Origin of the sequence: Streptomyces sp. NPDC002032 (assembly GCF_042890765.1) — a bacterium.
In the GTDB taxonomy this organism is placed as follows: Bacteria; Actinomycetota; Actinomycetes; order Streptomycetales; family Streptomycetaceae; genus Streptomyces.
Genome location: NZ_JBIASM010000003.1, coordinates 124,853 through 141,993, shown reverse-complemented (window position 1 = coordinate 141,993; position 17,141 = coordinate 124,853). Strand labels below are relative to the sequence as shown.

17 protein-coding genes are annotated in these 17,141 nt (G+C 73.8%); 15 read left to right on the top strand and 2 right to left on the bottom strand.

The genetic code is table 11. The annotated features are described in order from the left end of the window. Positions 1-80: 80 nt before the first annotated feature. From hrcA to ACFYYT_RS08745, 12 genes are all read left to right on the top strand, one after another. Positions 81-1,100: a heat-inducible transcriptional repressor HrcA gene (gene hrcA / locus ACFYYT_RS08800; RefSeq protein ID WP_351819207.1), complete on the top strand. Its 1,020-nt coding sequence runs from the start codon at positions 81-83 to the stop codon at positions 1,098-1,100. Continuing rightward, positions 1,101-2,240: a molecular chaperone DnaJ gene (gene dnaJ, locus ACFYYT_RS08795; RefSeq protein WP_351819049.1), complete on the top strand. Its 1,140-nt coding sequence runs from the start codon at positions 1,101-1,103 to the stop codon at positions 2,238-2,240. A 145-nt stretch (positions 2,241-2,385) separates the two neighbouring features. Beyond that, the gene (locus ACFYYT_RS08790) at positions 2,386-3,477 is read left to right on the top strand and encodes a nitronate monooxygenase (RefSeq protein ID WP_351819052.1); all 1,092 of its coding nucleotides are present in this window, start codon (positions 2,386-2,388) and stop codon (positions 3,475-3,477) included. Beyond that, positions 3,474-4,217 carry a 16S rRNA (uracil(1498)-N(3))-methyltransferase gene (locus tag ACFYYT_RS08785; RefSeq protein WP_351819055.1) on the top strand — a complete coding sequence of 248 codons (744 nt, stop codon included), beginning with the start codon at positions 3,474-3,476 and terminating at the stop codon, positions 4,215-4,217. Before ACFYYT_RS08790 ends, ACFYYT_RS08785 begins: the two co-directional genes overlap by 4 nt. A 79-nt stretch (positions 4,218-4,296) precedes the next feature. Then, a complete protein-coding gene (locus ACFYYT_RS08780) occupies positions 4,297-4,656 on the top strand; it encodes a histidine triad nucleotide-binding protein (protein ID WP_351819210.1) in 360 nt (119 codons plus the stop codon). A gap of 3 nt (positions 4,657-4,659) precedes the next feature. Next, positions 4,660-5,565, top strand: coding sequence for a ribonuclease Z (locus tag ACFYYT_RS08775; protein ID WP_351819057.1), 906 nt, complete (start codon positions 4,660-4,662; stop codon positions 5,563-5,565). A gap of 206 nt (positions 5,566-5,771) precedes the next feature. Beyond that, on the top strand, positions 5,772-6,869 hold the full coding sequence (locus ACFYYT_RS08770) for a PfkB family carbohydrate kinase (RefSeq protein WP_351819060.1): 1,098 nt from the start codon (positions 5,772-5,774) through the stop codon (positions 6,867-6,869). Between the two features lie 186 nt (positions 6,870-7,055). Beyond that, positions 7,056-8,093, top strand: coding sequence for a PhoH family protein (locus tag ACFYYT_RS08765; protein ID WP_351819063.1), 1,038 nt, complete (start codon positions 7,056-7,058; stop codon positions 8,091-8,093). A 13-nt stretch (positions 8,094-8,106) separates the two neighbouring features. After that, positions 8,107-8,604 carry an rRNA maturation RNase YbeY gene (ybeY, locus tag ACFYYT_RS08760; RefSeq protein ID WP_351819066.1) on the top strand — a complete coding sequence of 166 codons (498 nt, stop codon included), beginning with the start codon at positions 8,107-8,109 and terminating at the stop codon, positions 8,602-8,604. Beyond that, entirely contained in the window at positions 8,601-9,908 is a 1,308-nt protein-coding gene (locus ACFYYT_RS08755; protein WP_351819069.1) for a hemolysin family protein, read from the top strand. Before ybeY ends, ACFYYT_RS08755 begins: the two co-directional genes overlap by 4 nt. Beyond that, positions 9,905-10,258 (top strand): MmcQ/YjbR family DNA-binding protein, encoded by a 354-nt coding sequence (locus ACFYYT_RS08750; RefSeq protein ID WP_351819072.1) that lies wholly within the window; start codon positions 9,905-9,907, stop codon positions 10,256-10,258. Before ACFYYT_RS08755 ends, ACFYYT_RS08750 begins: the two co-directional genes overlap by 4 nt. A 181-nt stretch (positions 10,259-10,439) precedes the next feature. Continuing rightward, positions 10,440-10,805 carry a cytidine deaminase gene (locus tag ACFYYT_RS08745; RefSeq protein WP_351819075.1) on the top strand — a complete coding sequence of 122 codons (366 nt, stop codon included), beginning with the start codon at positions 10,440-10,442 and terminating at the stop codon, positions 10,803-10,805. A gap of 3 nt (positions 10,806-10,808) precedes the next feature. On the opposite strand, the gene ACFYYT_RS08740 is transcribed toward ACFYYT_RS08745, so the two are convergent. Continuing rightward, positions 10,809-11,300, bottom strand: coding sequence for an ankyrin repeat domain-containing protein (locus tag ACFYYT_RS08740; protein ID WP_351819077.1), 492 nt, complete (start codon positions 11,298-11,300; stop codon positions 10,809-10,811). A gap of 40 nt (positions 11,301-11,340) precedes the next feature. Beyond that, on the bottom strand, positions 11,341-12,636 hold the full coding sequence (locus ACFYYT_RS08735) for an MFS transporter (RefSeq protein ID WP_351819079.1): 1,296 nt from the start codon (positions 12,634-12,636) through the stop codon (positions 11,341-11,343). Positions 12,637-12,707: 71 nt separating this feature from the next. On the opposite strand from ACFYYT_RS08735, the gene ACFYYT_RS08730 reads away from it, so the two are divergent. The 3 genes from ACFYYT_RS08730 (at position 12,708) to era (ending at position 17,140) form a co-directional block, all read left to right on the top strand. Next, a complete protein-coding gene (locus ACFYYT_RS08730; protein ID WP_351819081.1) occupies positions 12,708-13,829 on the top strand; it encodes a helix-turn-helix domain-containing protein in 1,122 nt (373 codons plus the stop codon). 108 nt (positions 13,830-13,937) lie between these two features. Then, positions 13,938-15,221 (top strand): beta-xylosidase, encoded by a 1,284-nt coding sequence (locus ACFYYT_RS08725; RefSeq protein WP_351819213.1) that lies wholly within the window; start codon positions 13,938-13,940, stop codon positions 15,219-15,221. Positions 15,222-16,189: 968 nt separating this feature from the next. Then, complete coding sequence (gene era / locus ACFYYT_RS08720; protein WP_351819216.1) at positions 16,190-17,140, top strand: GTPase Era; 951 nt, start codon at positions 16,190-16,192, stop codon at positions 17,138-17,140. Position 17,141 lies beyond the last annotated feature (1 nt).

Below are 17,141 nucleotides of genomic sequence, written 5' to 3'. Positions count from 1 at the left end.
CGCCGGGAGCGATCGACGACCGATCGTGACCGACCGATGACCGACCGATGACCGACCGACCGCATCCGGAGGTGTGCGCGATGCTCAGTGAACGCAGACTCGAAGTGCTGCGCGCCATCGTCCAGGACTATGTCGGAACGGAGGAGCCGGTCGGCTCCAAGGCCCTCACCGAGCGGCACCGGCTCGGCGTCTCGCCCGCGACCGTGCGCAACGACATGGCCGTGCTGGAGGAGGAGGGCTACATCGCCCAGCCCCACACCAGCGCGGGCCGGATCCCCACGGACAAGGGCTACCGCCTCTTCGTCGACCGCCTCGCCGGGGTCAAGCCGCTGTCCACGCCCGAACGAAGGGCGATCCAGAACTTCCTCGACGGCGCCGTCGACCTCGACGACGTGGTCGGCCGCACCGTGCGGCTGCTCGCGCAGCTCACCCGGCAGGTCGCCGTCGTCCAGTACCCCTCGCTGACCCGCTCCACCGTCCGGCACGTCGAGCTGCTGTCGCTGGCCCCGGCCCGGCTGATGCTCGTACTGATCACGGACACCGGGCGGGTCGAGCAGCGGCTCGTCGACACCCAGACCCCCTTCGGCGAGATCTCCCTCGCCGATCTGCGGGCACGGCTCAACAGCCGGGTCGTCGGCCGACGGTTCACCGACGTGCCGCAGCTCGTGCAGGACCTTCCGGAGTCTTTCGAGGCGGACGACGACCGGGCGACCGTCAAGGCCGTCCTGGCGACGCTCCTCGAAACGCTGGCCGAGGAGGCGGAGGAGCGGCTGATGATCGGCGGCACCGCCAACCTCACCCGCTTCGGACATGATTTCCCCCTGACGATCAGGCCGGTGCTCGAAGCGCTTGAGGAGCACGTCGTGCTCCTCAAGCTGCTGGGCGAGGCCAGTGAGTCGGGGATGGCCGTACGCATCGGTCACGAGAACGCCTACGAGGGGCTCAACTCCACGTCGGTCGTCTCGGTCGGCTACGGTTCGGGCGGCGAAGCAGTCGCCAAACTCGGCGTGGTCGGACCGACCCGCATGGACTACCCCGGAACGATGGGAGCGGTACGCGCAGTGGCACGTTACGTCGGACAGATCCTGGCGGAGTCGTAAGTGGCCACGGACTACTACGCCGTACTCGGCGTGCGCCGCGACGCTTCCCAGGACGAGATCAAGAAGGCCTTCCGGCGCCTCGCGCGTGAACTCCACCCGGATGTGAATCCGGATCCGAAGACGCAGGAGCGCTTCAAGGAGATCAACGCGGCTTACGAGGTGCTCTCGGACCCGCAGAAGAAGCAGGTCTACGACCTCGGCGGCGACCCGCTGTCCTCCTCGGGCGGCGGCGGTGGCGCCGGCGGCTTCGGAGCCGGCGGCTTCGGCAACTTCTCGGACATCATGGACGCCTTCTTCGGCCAGGCCTCGCAGCGCGGACCGCGCTCGCGGACCCGCCGGGGCCAGGACGCCATGATCCGTCTGGACCTGGAACTGGACGAGGCCGCCTTCGGGACGACCAAGGACATCCAGGTCGACACGGCCGTCGTCTGCACCACCTGCTCGGGCGAGGGTGCCGCTCCCGGCACCTCCGCGCAGACCTGTGACATGTGCCGCGGCCGCGGCGAGGTCTCGCAGGTCACCCGGTCCTTCCTGGGCCAGGTCATGACCTCGCGCCCCTGCCCGCAGTGCCAGGGCTTCGGCACCGTCGTCCCGACCCCGTGCCCCGAGTGCGCGGGCGACGGCCGGGTCCGCTCCCGCCGCAGCCTGACGGTCAAGATCCCGGCCGGCGTCGAGAACGGCACCCGGATCCAGCTCGCGGGCGAGGGCGAGGTCGGCCCCGGCGGCGGCCCCGCCGGCGACCTGTACGTGGAGATCCACGAACTGCCGCACCCGACCTTCCAGCGCCGCGGGGACGACCTGCACTGCACCGTCACCATCCCGATGACGGCGGCCGCGCTCGGCACCAAGTGCCCGCTGGAGACGCTGGACGGCCTGGAGGAGATCGACATCCGGCCCGGCACCCAGTCCGGCCAGGCGATCCCGCTGCACGGGCGCGGCGTCACGCACCTGCGCGGCGGCGGCCGCGGCGACCTCATCGTGCACGTCGAGGTCACCACCCCCGCCAAGCTCGACGCGGCGCAGGAGGACCTGCTGCGCCAGCTCGCGAAGCTGCGCGGCGAGGAGCGCCCGACCGGCCAGTTCGCCCCCGGCCAGCAGGGCCTCTTCAGCCGTCTGAAGGACGCCTTCAACGGCCGCTGAGCGACACCGAACGGCCTGTACGAGCCCGGTCCGGGGACGCCCCGGACCGGGCTCCGTGCTTCCCTCACGCGGGCAGGAAAGCGGACTATGCCAGGCGAATTGCCGTGATTCGGTGCGGTGCGCCGGACGTGGCACGATGCAGTCCATGTCCTCCGCACCGAACGGTCTCCACCAGTACCCGATCGTGCAGGCCCCCATGGCGGGCGGGGTGTCCGGCCCGGCCCTCGCCGCCGCCGTGTGCGAAGCGGGCGGGCTGGGTTACCTCGCCGGCGGCTACAAGACCGCCGACGGCATGTACCAGGAGATCAAGCAGCTGCGCGGGCTCACCCGCCTGCCCTTCGGCGTCAACCTCTTCCTCCCGCAGACCGGCTACGTCGACCCCGCCGCCGTCGAGGCCTACCGCGGCCAGCTCGCCGGCGAGGCCGCCTGGTACGGGGTCTCGCTCGCCGAAGAGGACATCATCGGCACCTGCGACGACGGCTACGACGCCAAACTCGCCATCCTCCTGGAGGACCCGGTCCGGGTCGTCTCCTTCACCTTCGGCTGTCCCGCCCCCGAGGCCCTCGCCCGCCTGCGCGCGGCCGGTACGCACACCGTCGTCACCGTGACCTCCGTCGACGAGGCGCGCGCCGCCCAGGACGCGGGCGCCGACGCCGTCTGCGTCCAGGGCGTCGAGGCGGGCGGCCACCAGGGCACCCACCGCGACGACCCGGAGACCGACGGCACGGCGGGCGTCGGCCTGCTCGCGCTGGTCGCGCAGGTGCGCGAGGCCGTGGCGCTCCCGATCACCGCCGCGGGCGGCCTGATGCGCGGCGCGCAGATCGCGGCGGTGCTCGCGGCGGGGGCGGAGGCGGCGCAGCTCGGCACGGCCTTCCTGGTCTGCCCGGAGTCCGGCGCGCACCCCCTGCACAAGAACGCCCTGACCGACCCGCTGTTCGGGCACACCGAACTGACCCGGGCCTTCTCCGGCCGCCCCGCCCGGGGTCTGGTCAACCGCTTCATGCGGGAGCACGGACCGTACGCTCCGGCCGCCTACCCGCAGGTCCACCACATCACCGCCGGGCTGCGCGCGGCGGCCGCCGCGGCGGGTGACCCGCAGGGCATGGCCCTGTGGGCGGGGCAGGCGCACCGGCTGGCGCGGGCCCTGCCCGCGGGACAGCTGGTGGAGGTGCTGGCGGCCGAGCTGGCCCAGGCGCAGAGCGCGTTGAAGGTGTTGCAGATGAGGAGAGCGTCATGACGGCCCCCGTGTTCGTGGTCGAAGAGGTCCCCGTGGGGCCCGAGTTCGTGCTGGACGGCCCCGAAGGGCGGCACGCGGTGTCGGTCAAGCGGCTGAACCCGGGGGAGGAGCTCGTCCTCACCGACGGCCGGGGGCACTGGGCGGACGCCGTCGTCAAGGCGGCGGAGGGCAAGGACCGCCTGGTCGTCTCCGTCACCGCGACCGCCGAGGAGCCCGAGCCGGCCGTACGGATCACCGTGGTGCAGGCGCTGCCCAAGGGCGACCGGGGCGAGGTCGCCGTCGAGACGATGACGGAGACCGGCGTCGACGCCATCGTCCCGTGGCAGGCCTCCCGCTGCATCACCCAGTGGCGCGGGGAGCGCGGGGCGAAGTCCCTCGCCAAGTGGCGGGCCACCGCCCGGGAGTCGGGCAAGCAGTCCCGCCGGGTGCGGTTCCCCGACGTGGCCGAGGCCCTGTCCACCAAGCAGGTCGCCGCGCTGCTGGCCGGGGCGGACCTGGCCATGGTGCTCCACGAGGACCGGGAGACCGCCTCGCAGGCCCTGGCGACCGCCCCGCTGCCCGCCGCCGGCTCCGTGGTGCTCGTCGTCGGCCCCGAGGGCGGGGTGTCCCCCGAGGAGCTGGCCGCCTTCGCCGGGGCCGGGGCCCACCCGTACCGGCTGGGCCGCTCGGTGCTGCGGACCTCGACGGCGGGGACGGCCGCCACCGCGGTCCTGCTGGCGCGCACCGGCCGCTGGTCGTAGTCCGCTACAGGCGAGCCCGACGGCCGGCGGGCGGGCGGTTACGATGCCCCGACCGATCAACGACACGGGAGGCACGGCCATGGCCGGGGAACCGCAGGCGGACTGCCTGTTCTGCAAGATCGTCGCGGGTACCATCCCGGCGACCGTGGTCCGCGAGACCGAGACGACCGTCGCCTTCCGCGACATCAACCCGCAGGCGCCGACGCACGTCCTGGTCATCCCCAAGGCGCACTACCCCGACGGCGCCTCCCTCGCCGCCGCCGAGCCGGCCATCGCCGCCGACGTACTGCGCGAGGCCGGGCAGGTCGCGGCCGACGAGAAGATCGTGGAGCACGGCTACCGGGTCGTCTTCAACACGGGTGCCGGAGCCGGGCAGACCGTCTTCCACGCCCATGCGCACGTCCTCGGCGGCCGCGGCCTCCAGTGGCCCCCCGGATAGCGCGTGTCCGTACGAGAGTTCGTGGTCCTGGGCACCGCCAGCCAGGTACCCACCCGGCACCGCAACCACAACGGCTACCTGCTGCGCTGGGACGGCGAGGGCATCCTCTTCGACCCGGGCGAGGGCACGCAGCGCCAGATGCTGCGGGCCGGGGTCGCCGCGCACGACATCAACCGCATCTGCGTCACCCACTTCCACGGTGACCACAGCCTCGGCCTGGCCGGGGTGATCCAGCGGATCAACCTCGACCGGGTCCCGCACCCGGTGACCGCGCACTACCCGGCCTCGGGGCAGAAGTTCTTCGACCGGCTCCGCTACGCCACCGCCTACCGGGAGACGGTCCGGCTGCGCGAGGAGCCGGTGGAGCGGGACGGGACCCTGGCCGACGGGCCCCCGTACCGCCTGGAGGCGCGGCGGCTCTCGCACCCGGTGGAGTCCTTCGGCTACCGGGTGACCGAGCCGGACGGGCGCCGGATGGTTCCGGAGCTGCTCGCGCGACACGGGATCAAGGGCCCGGACGTGGGCCGGATCCAGCGCGAGGGGCGGCTGGGCGAGGTCTCCCTGGAGGACGTCAGCGAGCACCGGGCCGGGCAGCGGTTCGCCTTCGTCATGGACACCCGGCTGTGCCCCGGGGTGGACGAGCTGGCGCAGGGCTGCGACCTGCTGGTCATCGAGTCGACCTTCCTCGAAGCCGACGCCGCGCTGGCCAGCGACCACGGCCACCTCACCGCGGGCCAGGCGGCCCGGGTCGCCCGGGACGCGGGCGTGCGGCACCTGGTGCTGACGCACTTCTCGCAGCGCTACCCCGACCCGTCGGAGTTCGAACGCGAGGCCCGCGCGGCCGGCTTCGAGGGCGAGCTGACGATCGCGGCGGACCTCGTACGGGTTCCCGTGCCCAAGCGCCCGTAGGCCCGCCCGCCGCCCGCTGTCCGCCGCCCCGCTGTCCGCCGCCCCCGTGCCGGCCGGCTTCCCGTCCGGTGCGGGGCGTGACCGGGCATGTGCGCGCGGTGAGGTGCGTCACACTGGGTTTCGTTCCTGTCGGACACGGGCAGGGCTCGCAGCTTTCCACCCCTGCACCGCAAACACAGAAACGACACTTCAACGGGGAGCACATCGTGACCAGTCGGGACAGCCGCACCATCCGCCCGGGCAAGCTGGACCCGCTGGGCCCGCTGCGCGATCCCCAAGACCCGGCCTGCGACGTCTTCCTGACCGGCACGGTCTTCCTCGACATCATCTTCACCGGCCTCGACTCCGCCCCCGTGCGCGGTACGGAGTCCTGGGCGCGCGGCATGGGGTCCAGCCCCGGTGGCGTCGCCAACATGGCCACCGCCCTGGCCCGGCTCGGCCTGCGCACCTCGCTGGCCGCCGCGTTCGGCGACGACCACTACGGCGAGTACTGCTGGGACGCCCTCGAACAGGGCGAGGGCATCGACCTGTCGATGTCGCGGACCGTCCCCGGCTGGCACAGCCCCGTCACCGTCTCCATGGCCTACGAGGGCGAGCGCACGATGGTCTCCCACGGCCACGAGGCCCCGCCCCCCACCGGCCCGGGCCCCTTCCCCTGGTGTCCTCCGCAGACCCGCGCCGCCGTCGCCTCGCTCGCGGCCGGCCCGGGCGAGGGGTGGGTCGCCGAGGCGGCCCGCCGGGGCTCGCGGATCTTCGCCGATGTCGGCTGGGACGACACCGGGCGCTGGGACCTGGACGCCCTGCCCGACCTCGGCCACTGCGAGGCCTTCCTGCCCAACGCGGGCGAGGCGATGCGCTACACCCGGACCGAGTGTCCGCGCGCCGCGGCCCGCGCCCTCGCGGAGAAGGTGCCGGTCGCGGTGGTGACCATGGGAGCGGAGGGCTCGTACGCGGTGGACGGCCGCACCGGGGAGACGGCCGAGGTCCCGGCGATCACGGTGGACGCCCTGGACCCGACCGGCGCCGGGGACGTGTTCGTGGCCGGCTTCGTCACCGGCAGCCTGGCGGGCTGGCCCCTGGCCGACCGGCTCGCCTTCGCGGGGCTGACCGCCGCCCTCTCGGTGCAGGAGTTCGGCGGCTCCCTCTCGGCACCGGGCTGGCCCGAGGTGGCCCACTGGTGGCGCACCGCCCCGGAGGCCCTGCGCGGCCGCTACGGCTTCCTCGACGCCCTGCTGCCGCCGGGTGCCACCCCCGCCGCGCGCCGCCGCGCGGTGCCCACCATCGGCTTCCGCCACCCCGTGTAGGCCGGGCCGGGGCGGGCCCCGGGCCGCCCGCCCGCGTCCCGTACGGGAACGGCGGGGGAACACCCGGGTGCCGGACCGGAAAACCCCTCGGGGATGCCCGGGCGTGGACGTACCCTTGGTACTCCGGAGGTCGACGACCCGAGCGGCCCCTCAGCGGGAGGTATGCGCAGGCCACAGTGCCGGCCCATGACTCAGACACCGACAGCCCACACCCCCGCGCCGGGCCAGGCGCGAGCCCACTTCACCGTACCGGCGAAGCACCCGATGGTGACGGTGCTCGGCTCGGGCGACGCGCTGCTGCGCGTGATCGAGAAGGCTTTCCCGAAGGCCGACATCCATGTTCGGGGCAATCAGGTCAGCGCGATCGGACCGGCGGACGAAGTCGCCCTGATCCAGCGCCTGTTCGACGAGATGATGCTGGTGCTGCGCACCGGGCAGTCGATGACGGAGGACGCAGTGGAACGCTCGATCGCCATGCTCAAGGCCAACGGCACCGGTGGTGGCGAGGCGGAGACCCCGGCCGAGGTGCTCACCCAGAACATCCTCTCCAGCCGCGGGCGCACCATCCGCCCCAAGACCCTCAACCAGAAGCGGTACGTCGACGCGATCGACAAGAACACGATCGTCTTCGGCATCGGCCCCGCCGGTACCGGAAAGACCTACCTCGCCATGGCCAAGGCGGTCCAGGCCCTGCAGTCCAAGCAGGTCAGCCGGATCATCCTGACCCGCCCGGCGGTCGAGGCGGGCGAACGCCTCGGCTTCCTCCCCGGCACCCTCTTCGACAAGATCGACCCGTACCTGCGCCCCCTGTACGACGCCCTGCACGACATGCTGGACCCGGACTCGATCCCCCGCCTGATGGCGGCGGGCACCATCGAGGTCGCGCCGCTGGCCTACATGAGGGGTCGCACGCTCAATGAGGCCTTCGTGGTGCTCGACGAGGCGCAGAACACGACCACCGAGCAGATGAAGATGTTCCTGACCCGGCTCGGCTTCGATTCGAAGATCGTGATCACCGGTGACGTCACGCAGGTGGACCTGCCCGGCGGCGCCCGCAGCGGTCTGCGGCAGGTGCAGGACATCCTCGAAGGAGTGCCCGACATCCACTTCTCGCGCCTCACGTCCGAGGATGTCGTCCGGCACAAGCTGGTCGGCCGTATCGTCGACGCGTACGAGAAGTACGACGACGGCCAGCAGGCCGCGAACGGCCACCAGCGGAAGTAGAGCTCAGCGCACCATGTCGATCGACGTCAACAACGAGTCCGGAACCGAGGTCGACGAGCAGGCGATCCTCGACATCGCCCGCTACGCGCTCACCCGGATGCGGATCCACCCGCTGTCCGAGCTCTCCGTCATCGTCATCGACGAGGACGCCATGGAGCAGCTCCACATCCAGTGGATGGACCTGCCCGGACCGACCGACGTCATGTCCTTCCCGATGGACGAGCTCCGGCCGCCGTCGAAGGACGACGAGGAGCCCCCGCAGGGGCTCCTCGGTGACATCGTGCTGTGCCCCGAGGTGGCCAAGAAGCAGGGCGAGGACGCCCCGACGCAGCACTCCATGGACGAGGAGCTCCAGCTCCTGACCGTCCACGGGGTGCTGCACCTGCTCGGCTACGACCACGAGGAGCCGGACGAGAAGGCCGAGATGTTCGGGCTCCAGGCGGCCATCGTCGACGGCTGGCGCGCCGAGCGCGGCATGACCGGTCCGTCGCCCGCGCCCACCGTCTCGTGACCGCGCCCCAGCTGATCGCCGGCGCGGTACTGCTGGTCGTGGTGGCCTGGTTCGCGGCGTGCGCCGAGTCCGGGATCGCACGGATCTCCAGCTTCCGGGCCGAGCAGGCCGTACGGGAGGGGCGGCGCGGCAGCGCGAAGCTGGCGCAGGTCGCCGGGGACCCGACCCGCTACCTGAACGTGGCGCTGCTGGTCCGGGTCACCTGCGAGATGGCGGCGGGCGTGCTCGTCACGTACGTGTGCCTCGATGAGTTCGGGGAGAACTGGACCGCGCTGCTGGTGGCCATCGGCGTCATGGTGCTGGTCTCGTTCGTGGCGGTGGGCGTGTCCCCGCGCACGATCGGCCGCCAGCACCCGCTCAACACCGCGACGGCGGCCGCGTACGTCCTCGTGCCGCTGGCGCGGGTGATGGGGCCGATCCCGCAGCTGCTGATCCTCATCGGCAACGCGCTCACGCCCGGCAAGGGCTTCCGCAAGGGGCCGTTCGCCTCCGAGGCGGAGCTGCGGGCGATGGTGGACCTGGCGGAGAAGGAATCGCTGATCGAGGACGACGAGCGCCGGATGGTGCACCAGGTCTTCGAGCTCGGCGACACGCTCGTGCGCGAGGTGATGGTGCCGCGCACCGACCTGGTCTGCATAGAGCGGTACAAGACGATCCGTCAGGCGACGACGCTCGCGCTGCGGTCCGGCTTCTCGCGGATCCCCGTGACGGGGGAGAACGAGGACGACATCGTCGGGATCGTGTACCTGAAGGACCTCGTGCGCCGCACGCACATCAGCCGCGAAGCGGAGTCCGACCTGGTCTCGACGGTGATGCGGCCGGCGGTGTTCGTGCCCGACACCAAGAACGCGGGCGACCTGCTGCGCGAGATGCAGTCGGTGCGCAATCACGTGGCCGTGGTCATCGACGAGTACGGCGGCACGGCGGGCATCGTCACGATCGAGGACATCCTGGAGGAGATCGTCGGTGAGATCACCGACGAGTACGACCGGGAGATCGCGCCGGTGGAGGAGCTGGGCGGGGACCGCTACCGGGTGACGGCGCGGCTCGACATCACGGACCTGGGCGAGCTCTTCGGGGTCGAGGCCTTCGACGACGAGGACGTGGAGACGGTCGGCGGGCTGCTGGCCAAGGCCCTGGGCCGGGTCCCGATCGCGGGGGCCTCGGCGGTGGTGGAGCTGCCGGACGGGCGCCCGCTGCGGCTGACGGCGGAGTCGCCGGGCGGCCGGCGGAACAAGATCGTGACGGTGCTCGTGGAGCCGGCGGAGCCGGTGGACGGGGCCGCGGAGGAGGAGGACGGATGACCCCGGCGGAGCTGCGCGCCCTGTGCCTGGACTTCAACGCGGCCGTGGAGGAGTTCCCCTTCACGCCGGAGACCTCGGTGTTCAGGGTGCTGGGGAAGGTGTTCGCGCTGACGGCGCTGGATGCCGAGCCGCTGAAGGTCAACCTCAAGTGCGATCCGGAGGAGGCGCTGCGCCAGCGCGCGGAGCACGCGGCGATCGTCCCGGGCTGGCACATGAACAAGCGGCACTGGAACACGGTGACGGTCGGCGAGTTGCCGGACGCGCTGGTGCGGGAGCTGGTGGAGGACTCGTACGACCTCGTCGTGGCGGGTCTGCCGAAGGCGGAGCGGCTGCGGCTCGACCGTCCCTGAGCTTCCGTTCCATGGAATGCCCGAGGGTCGAAGGTCATGGGGAAGCGGGACCTTCGGATCATAGGGAACGCGCACGGTGCGCTTAGGTTTGTCCCTGTGCCCGAGGGGTGGGGACGGAGGGGAGGGCGCCTCGGCGGGGTCGTCGCACGACCGCGCCGAGGCGCTCCCTAAGCTTTCCCCCATGAGCGAGAGCACCGTGGGCACCGGGATCGACCCCGAGGACAGCAAGATCATCACGTTGGCGCGCAGCGCCCGGGCCCGCAACGGGGTTCCGGAGGGCGCGGCGGTCCGCGACGAGACCGGCCGTACGTACGTCGCCGGGACCGTGGAGCTGGACTCCCTGAAGCTGAGCGCCCTCCAGACGGCGGTCGCCATGGCGGTGGCCAGCGGGGCCCGGTCCCTGGAGGCGGCGGCCGTGGTGAGCGCCGCCGACGCGCCGGCCGAGGCCGACCGCGCGGCGGTCCGCGACCTCGGCGGCCCGGAAACCCCGGTCCTGCTGGCCGGCCCGGACGGCACCCTGAAGTCCACGACTCCGGCGGGCGGCTGAGGGCTAGGCCGTCAGGAGCCGGGCCGTCTCCGTGTGACCGAAGCGGGCCGCCCACTGGGCCGGGGTCCGCTCCCGCCAGGGCAGACGCGGGTCCGCTCCGTGTTCCAGGAGGATCCGGGCCGTTTCCGTGTGCCCCTCGGCCGCGGCCCGGCCCAGGGCGGTGGCGTGCAAGCGGTTCCGCCGGTCGGGCCGGGCCCCGGCGGAAAGCAGCTGCCGCACGACGGCGGTGTGGCCCCGGGTGGCCGCCTGGACCAGGGGCAGTTCCTCCCGGTACGGGCCCGTGACCTGCTCGGGGTCCGCGCCGGCCGTGAGCAGGAGCCGTACCGGATCCGCCCGGCCCGCGCAGACCGCGAGGTCCAGCGCCGTACGGCCCTCGGCGCTGCGCGCGTCGGCGTCGACGCCCCGGCCCAGCAGCCGCGCGATCTCGGCCGCGTCGCCCGCCTCCGCCGCCCGTACCAGCTCGTCCGCGCCGCACCTGTCCGTCGTATGGTCCACGGGCCCATCCTGGCACCCCGCCCCCGGCCCCCGGGCCCGTTCAGGCGGCGGCCGCGGCCTCCGTGGGGGCGGGTCGGCGGCGGATGACGACCGCCATCAGCGCGGCGATCGCGCACAGCGCGCCCGAGGCGTACCAGACGAGGTCGTACGAGCCGAAGGCATCGCGGGCCAGGCCGCCCAGGAAGGCCACCACCGCGGCGCCCACCTGGTGCGAGGCCAGGACCCAGCCGAAGACGATCGCGCCGTCCTCGCCGTAGTGCTCGCGGCACAGGGCGATCGTGGGCGGGACGGTCGCGACCCAGTCCAGGCCGTAGAAGACGATGAAGAGCAGCATCGGCGGATGTACGGAGGGGGCCAGCAGCATCGGCAGGAAGAGCAGCGAGACCCCGCGCAGCGCGTAGTAGACGACGAGGAGGCGGCGCGCGTCGAAGCGGTCCGTCAGCCAGCCGGAGAACACCGTGCCGGCCACGTCGAAGACGCCGATCACCGCCAGCAGTCCGGCGGCCGCCGTCACCGGCATGCCGTGATCGTGGGCCGCGGGCACGAAGTGGGTCTTGACCAGGCCGTTCGTCGAGGCTCCGCAGATCGCGAAGGTGCCCGCGAGCAGCCAGAAGGGGCCGGTCCTGGCCGCCTTGAGCAGGACCGTCACCGCCCGGCGGGCGGCTCCCGGGACGGGCGCCGGCTTGGCCGCGTACGTGCCCCCGTACGGGGTGGTCCCGATGTCGGCCGGATGGTCGCGCAGCAGCAGCCATACGAAGGGCACGACGGCCAGGGCCGCCAGCGAGACGGTGACCGCGGCCGGGCGCCAGCCGTGGTGCTCCACCAGCCAGGCCAGCAGCGGCAGGAAGATCAGCTGGCCGGAGGCTCCGGCGGCGGTCAGGATGCCGGTGACCAGGCCGCGCCGGGCGGTGAACCAGCGGTTGGTCACGGTCGCGGCGAAGGCCAGCGCCATGGAGCCGCTGCCCAGGCCGACCAGGACACCCCAGTACAGGACCAGCTGCCAGGCGGAGGTCATCCACACCGTGGCCACCGAGCCGACGGATATGACCGTCAGCGCGACGGCCACGACGCGGCGGATGCCGAAGCGGTCCATCAGCGCGGCCGCGAAGGGCGCGGTGAGCCCGTAGAGCGCGAGGTTCACGGAGACGGCGAAGCCGATCGTGCCGCGCGACCAGTCGAACTCCTGGTGCAGCGGCTCGATGAGCAGCCCGGGGAGGGAGGCGAAGGCGGCGGCGCCGATGATCGTCACGAAGGCGACGGCCGCGACGAACCAGGCTCGGTGGATGCGGTGAGTGGTGGCCGCGGGGGCGGGCGAGGGTGCTGTCTGCGTCGTCACGACGACAGCTTCCGGCCCGCGGGACCCCGTACGACAGTGGCCTGACCGACATGCTTCGATACGATCGGGCCATGGCCACCGACCGTGAGACCCCGGACGCCACCGCATCCGCATCCGCGTCCGCCACCGCCACCGGCGCCCCGGGCGCGCCGCGGGCCCACCGCGTCGTCGTCCTCGCTCTCGCCGGGCTGCTGCCCTTCGAACTCGGCATCCCGCACCGGATCTTCGGCCGCGCCAAGGATCCGGCCGGGCGGCCCTGCTACGAGATCCTCACCTGCGGCCTCGCCCCGGGCCCGGTGCCCACGGACGCCGACTTCGCGGTGACGGTCGAGCACGGTCCGGAGCTGCTGGCCACGGCCGACACGGTGGTGGTCCCGGCCTCCTACGAACTGGGGCCGGTGCACGACGAGGGACGGCTGACCGGCGAACTCGCCGCCGCCCTCGCCCGCATCCGGCCCGGCACCCGGCTCGTGTCCATCTGCACGGGCGGGTACGTGCTGGCCGCCGCGGGCTACCTGGACGGCCGCCGGGCCACCACCCACTGGGCCTCGGCCGAGCACTTCCAGCGGATGTTCCCGGCCGTACGGGTCGACCCCGGGGTGCTCTACACGGACGACGGCGACGTGCTCACCTCCGCCGGGGTCGCCGCCGGGATCGACCTGTGCCTGCACATCGTCCGCCGCGACCACGGAGCGGCCGTCGCCAACGAGGTGGCCCGGCGGACGGTCGTGCCGCCCCACCGGGAGGGCGGGCAGGCGCAGTTCATCGACCGGCCCGTGCCCGAACCACAGCAGGCCAGCACCACGGCCGCGCGCGCCTGGGTGCTGGACCGGCTGCACGAGCCCCTGCGGCTGACCGACCTCGCCCGCCAAGAGGCCGTGTCCGTACGCACCTTCACGCGCCGCTTCCGCGAGGAGTCGGGGGTCAGCCCCGGGGAGTGGATCACCGCCCAGCGGGTGGAGCGGGCCCGGCGGCTGCTGGAGCGGACCGAGCTGCCGATCGAGACGGTGGCGCGGGAGACGGGCTTCGGGACGGCGCAGTCGCTGCGCAAGCACGTCCAGGCGGCGCTGGGGGTGAGCCCGACGGCCTACCGGCGCACCTTCCGGGCGGCGGAGCCGGGCGGTCCGGGGGCTGGGTCCGCCACCCCGCCATCTCCTGATGGGCCATCAGTCGCTGCCGGGTCCGTGCATTGACTTCTCCCGGCGCCCGCTCGTGAATGGCCCCCTGTCGGGGCGACGGAACGCGGGGGGCGGGCAGTGCGAACAGGCGCGCGCAGCAGGGGATGGCGGGCGGCCGTCGGCATGACGGTGCTCGCGGCCGCGAGCGGGGGCGCGCTCGGCGGGCCCGCCGCCGCCGTGGGGGAAACGCCCCCGGGCCGGGTGGAGTTCCCCACGCGCTGCCTGCCGCCCCAGGAGGCCGGAGCGCCGCCCGCCGACGGCCCCACCACGGCCCGGATCAGCGTCGACGACCCGGCCCCTCGGGTGGGCGACACCGTCACCGTGACCTACCGGGTGGCCCGGACCCCCGCCGTGAACCCGCTGACCTCCACGCTGCCCGCCGACGTGCTCACCCCGGCCGGCCGGGTGGTGCTCGGCGGCGCGCAGAGCGGCGAGGTCACCGTGGTCGGTGCCACGCACAACGAGCCCGTACCGGCGGGGGCGGCCCTGCCCGAGGTCACCATGACCGGCACCTTCACCGTCACCGCCCCCGGCGCGATCACCCTCGCCCCCGGCGGCTACACCCTGCACACCGGCCACCTGCTCGATCTGGACACCGTCTGCGAGGTGACCGGCGCGCCCGTCTCCGCACGCCTCACCGCGACCCCGCTGCCCACCGCCAACCTGCGCCGCGTCCTGCTCACCACCGCCTACGGGGCGCCGGGCGCCCGGGCCCGGGTCACCGCGGCGGGCTTCGCCCCGGGCACCGCCGTGACCGTGGCCGGCCGTGCGGGCGCCGCCGAGACGGCCGACCGGGCCGCGGGCACCGCCGACGCCCGCGGGGAGGTCACCGTCGAGCTGCCCGTCACGGACCGGGCGACGACCGCGCTGGTGGCGTACGAGGGCCCGGCCTGGTCGGCGCGGCGAGGATCGGCCCCGGCCCCGTACGCGGTGGTCGAGCCCGCCGCACCGGCGCGGGGCACCCAGCAGGTGACCGCCACCGTCGAGCCGGGCACCCTGGCCATGACCCAGACGGGGGACGCGGTGACCCTCGGCGCGGTGCCGTACGGGGACGGCGGCGCGGCCCCGGGCCGGATCGGCACCGTCACCGTCAAGGACGCCCGCGGCGGCCCGGCGGGGTGGTCCCTGACCGGCCGGGTCACCGACTTCGCGGGCCCCGGCGGCCTGCGCCTGCCGGCCGGCTCCCTGTCCTGGACGCCCTCCTGCACCGCGGCGCCGGGCAGCCCCAGCCCCTGTACGCCGGGCAGCGCGGGCCCGGTCGGCCCGGACGCCGCGGTCCTGGCGGCCGCCCCCGACGCCCCGGTGACCGGGGGAACCTTCACCGTCGACGCCACGGTCGAGCTCCGCCTGCCCGCCTACACCCCGCCGGGGGCGTACACGGCGGTGCTGACCCTGACGCTGTCGTGACGCGGGTCGGCCCCGCCGGGCACCGCTGCGGCCGCGTGCCGGGCGTGGCACTGGCGGTCCTGGCGGTCCTGGGGGTGGCGTTCGGGCTCGGCCTCTTCCCGCTGCCCGGGACCGCCGCCCCGGCCGCCGCCGCCGACAACGGGCAGTGGTCCGTCCTGCCCGCGGCCACCGCCGTCGGTCAGCGCCCGTACTTCTACCTCGCCGCCGCGCCCGGCGGGACCGTCCGGGACACCGTCACCGTCGCCAACCGCACCGACCGGCCGCGCACCTTCCGGCTCTACGCCGCCGACGCCTACAACACCGCCCGCGACGGCGGCTTCGCGCTGCGCGGCCCCGACGAGCCGCGCCGGGCGGCGGCCGCCTGGGTACGGCTGGACCGGGAGCGGGTCACCGTGCCGCCCCGGGGCGCGGTGGACGTCGGCTTCGGCCTCACCGTCCCCGACCGGGCCGAACCCGGGGACCACCCCGGCGCCGTCGTGGCCCTGGAGGAGGACGCCTCGGCCGCCGCGGGCGCCCCCGGCATCGGTGTCCGGCAGGCCGTCGGGGCCCGGCTGTACCTGCGGGTCAGCGGCCCCACCGCCGCCGCCCTCGCGGTGGAGGACGTACGGGTCGCCGCCGACGGCCGGGGCGCGGAGGTCTCGTACACCCTCCACAACCTCGGCAACGTCACCCTGCGCCCCCGCGCCGCCCTCACCGCCGCCGGGGCCCTGGGCCGGCCCCTGTCCGGCCGCGCGCTCGGCGGCCTGCCGGCCGAGCTGCTGCCCGGCCGGCAGGTCCGCCTCTCCACCCGCTGGACGGACCCGCCGGCCCTGGAGTGGGCCCGCGTCACGGTGCGCGCCGAAGCCTCCGGAGTGAGCGCCACGGGGGCCGCCGACCACGCCGCGCACCCCCTGCTCGTAGCCTTCGTGGCACTCGCGACGGCCCTCGTGGCGGTGGGCTGGTCGGCGCTGGGAGCCGCATCGGGGAGAATGGCCCGTATGAGCGATCGTTCCCCCGAGCCCACCGCCCCGCACCGCGCGGGCTTCGCCTGTTTCGTCGGCCGCCCCAATGCGGGCAAGTCGACCCTGACCAACGCGCTCGTGGGCACCAAGGTCGCGATCACCTCCAACCGGCCGCAGACCACCCGCCACACGGTCCGCGGCATCGTGCACCGCCCCGACGCCCAGCTCGTCCTGGTCGACACCCCCGGCCTGCACAAGCCGCGCACGCTGCTCGGCGAGCGGCTGAACGACATCGTGCGGACCACCTGGGCCGAGGTCGACGTGATCGGTTTCTGCCTGCCCGCCGACCAGAAGCTCGGCCCCGGCGACAAGTTCATCGCCAAGGAGCTCGCGGGGATCAAGAAGACCCCCAAGATCGCCATCATCACCAAGACCGACCTGGTCGAGTCCAAGGTGGTGGGCGAGCAGCTCATCGCCGTGCACCGGCTCGCCGAGGAGCTCGGCTTCGAGTGGGCCGAGATCGTCCCCGTCTCGGCGGTCGGCGACACCCAGGTCCAGCTGCTGGCCGACCTGATCGCCCCGCTGCTGCCGGAGAGCCCCCCGCTGTACCCGGAGGGCGACCTCACCGACGAGCCCGAGATGGTCATGGTCGCGGAGCTGATCCGCGAGGCCGCGCTGGAGGGCGTGCGCGACGAGCTGCCGCACTCCATCGCCGTGGTGGTCGAGGAGATGATCCCGCGCGAGAACCGGCCCGCGGACCGGCCGCTGCTCGACATCCACGCCAACGTGTACATCGAGCGCCCCAGCCAGAAGGGCATCATCATCGGCCCCAAGGGCTCGCGCCTGAAGGAGGTCGGGATGAAGTCGCGCAAGCACATCGAGGCGCTGCTCGGCACCCCGGTCTTCCTCGACCTGCACGTGAAGGTCGCCAAGGACTGGCAGCGCGACCCCAAGCAGCTCCGCAAGCTCGGCTTCTAGG

What these genes read in the sequence shown, in the direction of transcription:
- ACFYYT_RS08780 (WP_351819210.1), top strand. Translation starts at nt 4,297, where the DNA reads ATGGCCGGGGAACCGCAGGCGGACTGCCTGTTCTGCAAGATCGTCGCG.
- ACFYYT_RS08765 (WP_351819063.1), top strand. Translation starts at nt 7,056, where the DNA reads ATGACTCAGACACCGACAGCCCACACCCCCGCGCCGGGCCAGGCGCGA.
- ACFYYT_RS08790 (WP_351819052.1), top strand. Translation starts at nt 2,386, where the DNA reads ATGTCCTCCGCACCGAACGGTCTCCACCAGTACCCGATCGTGCAGGCC.
- ACFYYT_RS08725 (WP_351819213.1), top strand. Translation starts at nt 13,938, where the DNA reads ATGACGGTGCTCGCGGCCGCGAGCGGGGGCGCGCTCGGCGGGCCCGCC.
- era (WP_351819216.1), top strand. Translation starts at nt 16,190, where the DNA reads ATGGCCCGTATGAGCGATCGTTCCCCCGAGCCCACCGCCCCGCACCGC.
- ACFYYT_RS08730 (WP_351819081.1), top strand. Translation starts at nt 12,708, where the DNA reads ATGGCCACCGACCGTGAGACCCCGGACGCCACCGCATCCGCATCCGCG.
- ACFYYT_RS08750 (WP_351819072.1), top strand. Translation starts at nt 9,905, where the DNA reads ATGACCCCGGCGGAGCTGCGCGCCCTGTGCCTGGACTTCAACGCGGCC.
- ACFYYT_RS08745 (WP_351819075.1), top strand. Translation starts at nt 10,440, where the DNA reads ATGAGCGAGAGCACCGTGGGCACCGGGATCGACCCCGAGGACAGCAAG.
- hrcA (WP_351819207.1), top strand. Translation starts at nt 81, where the DNA reads ATGCTCAGTGAACGCAGACTCGAAGTGCTGCGCGCCATCGTCCAGGAC.
- ACFYYT_RS08785 (WP_351819055.1), top strand. Translation starts at nt 3,474, where the DNA reads ATGACGGCCCCCGTGTTCGTGGTCGAAGAGGTCCCCGTGGGGCCCGAG.
- ybeY (WP_351819066.1), top strand. Translation starts at nt 8,107, where the DNA reads ATGTCGATCGACGTCAACAACGAGTCCGGAACCGAGGTCGACGAGCAG.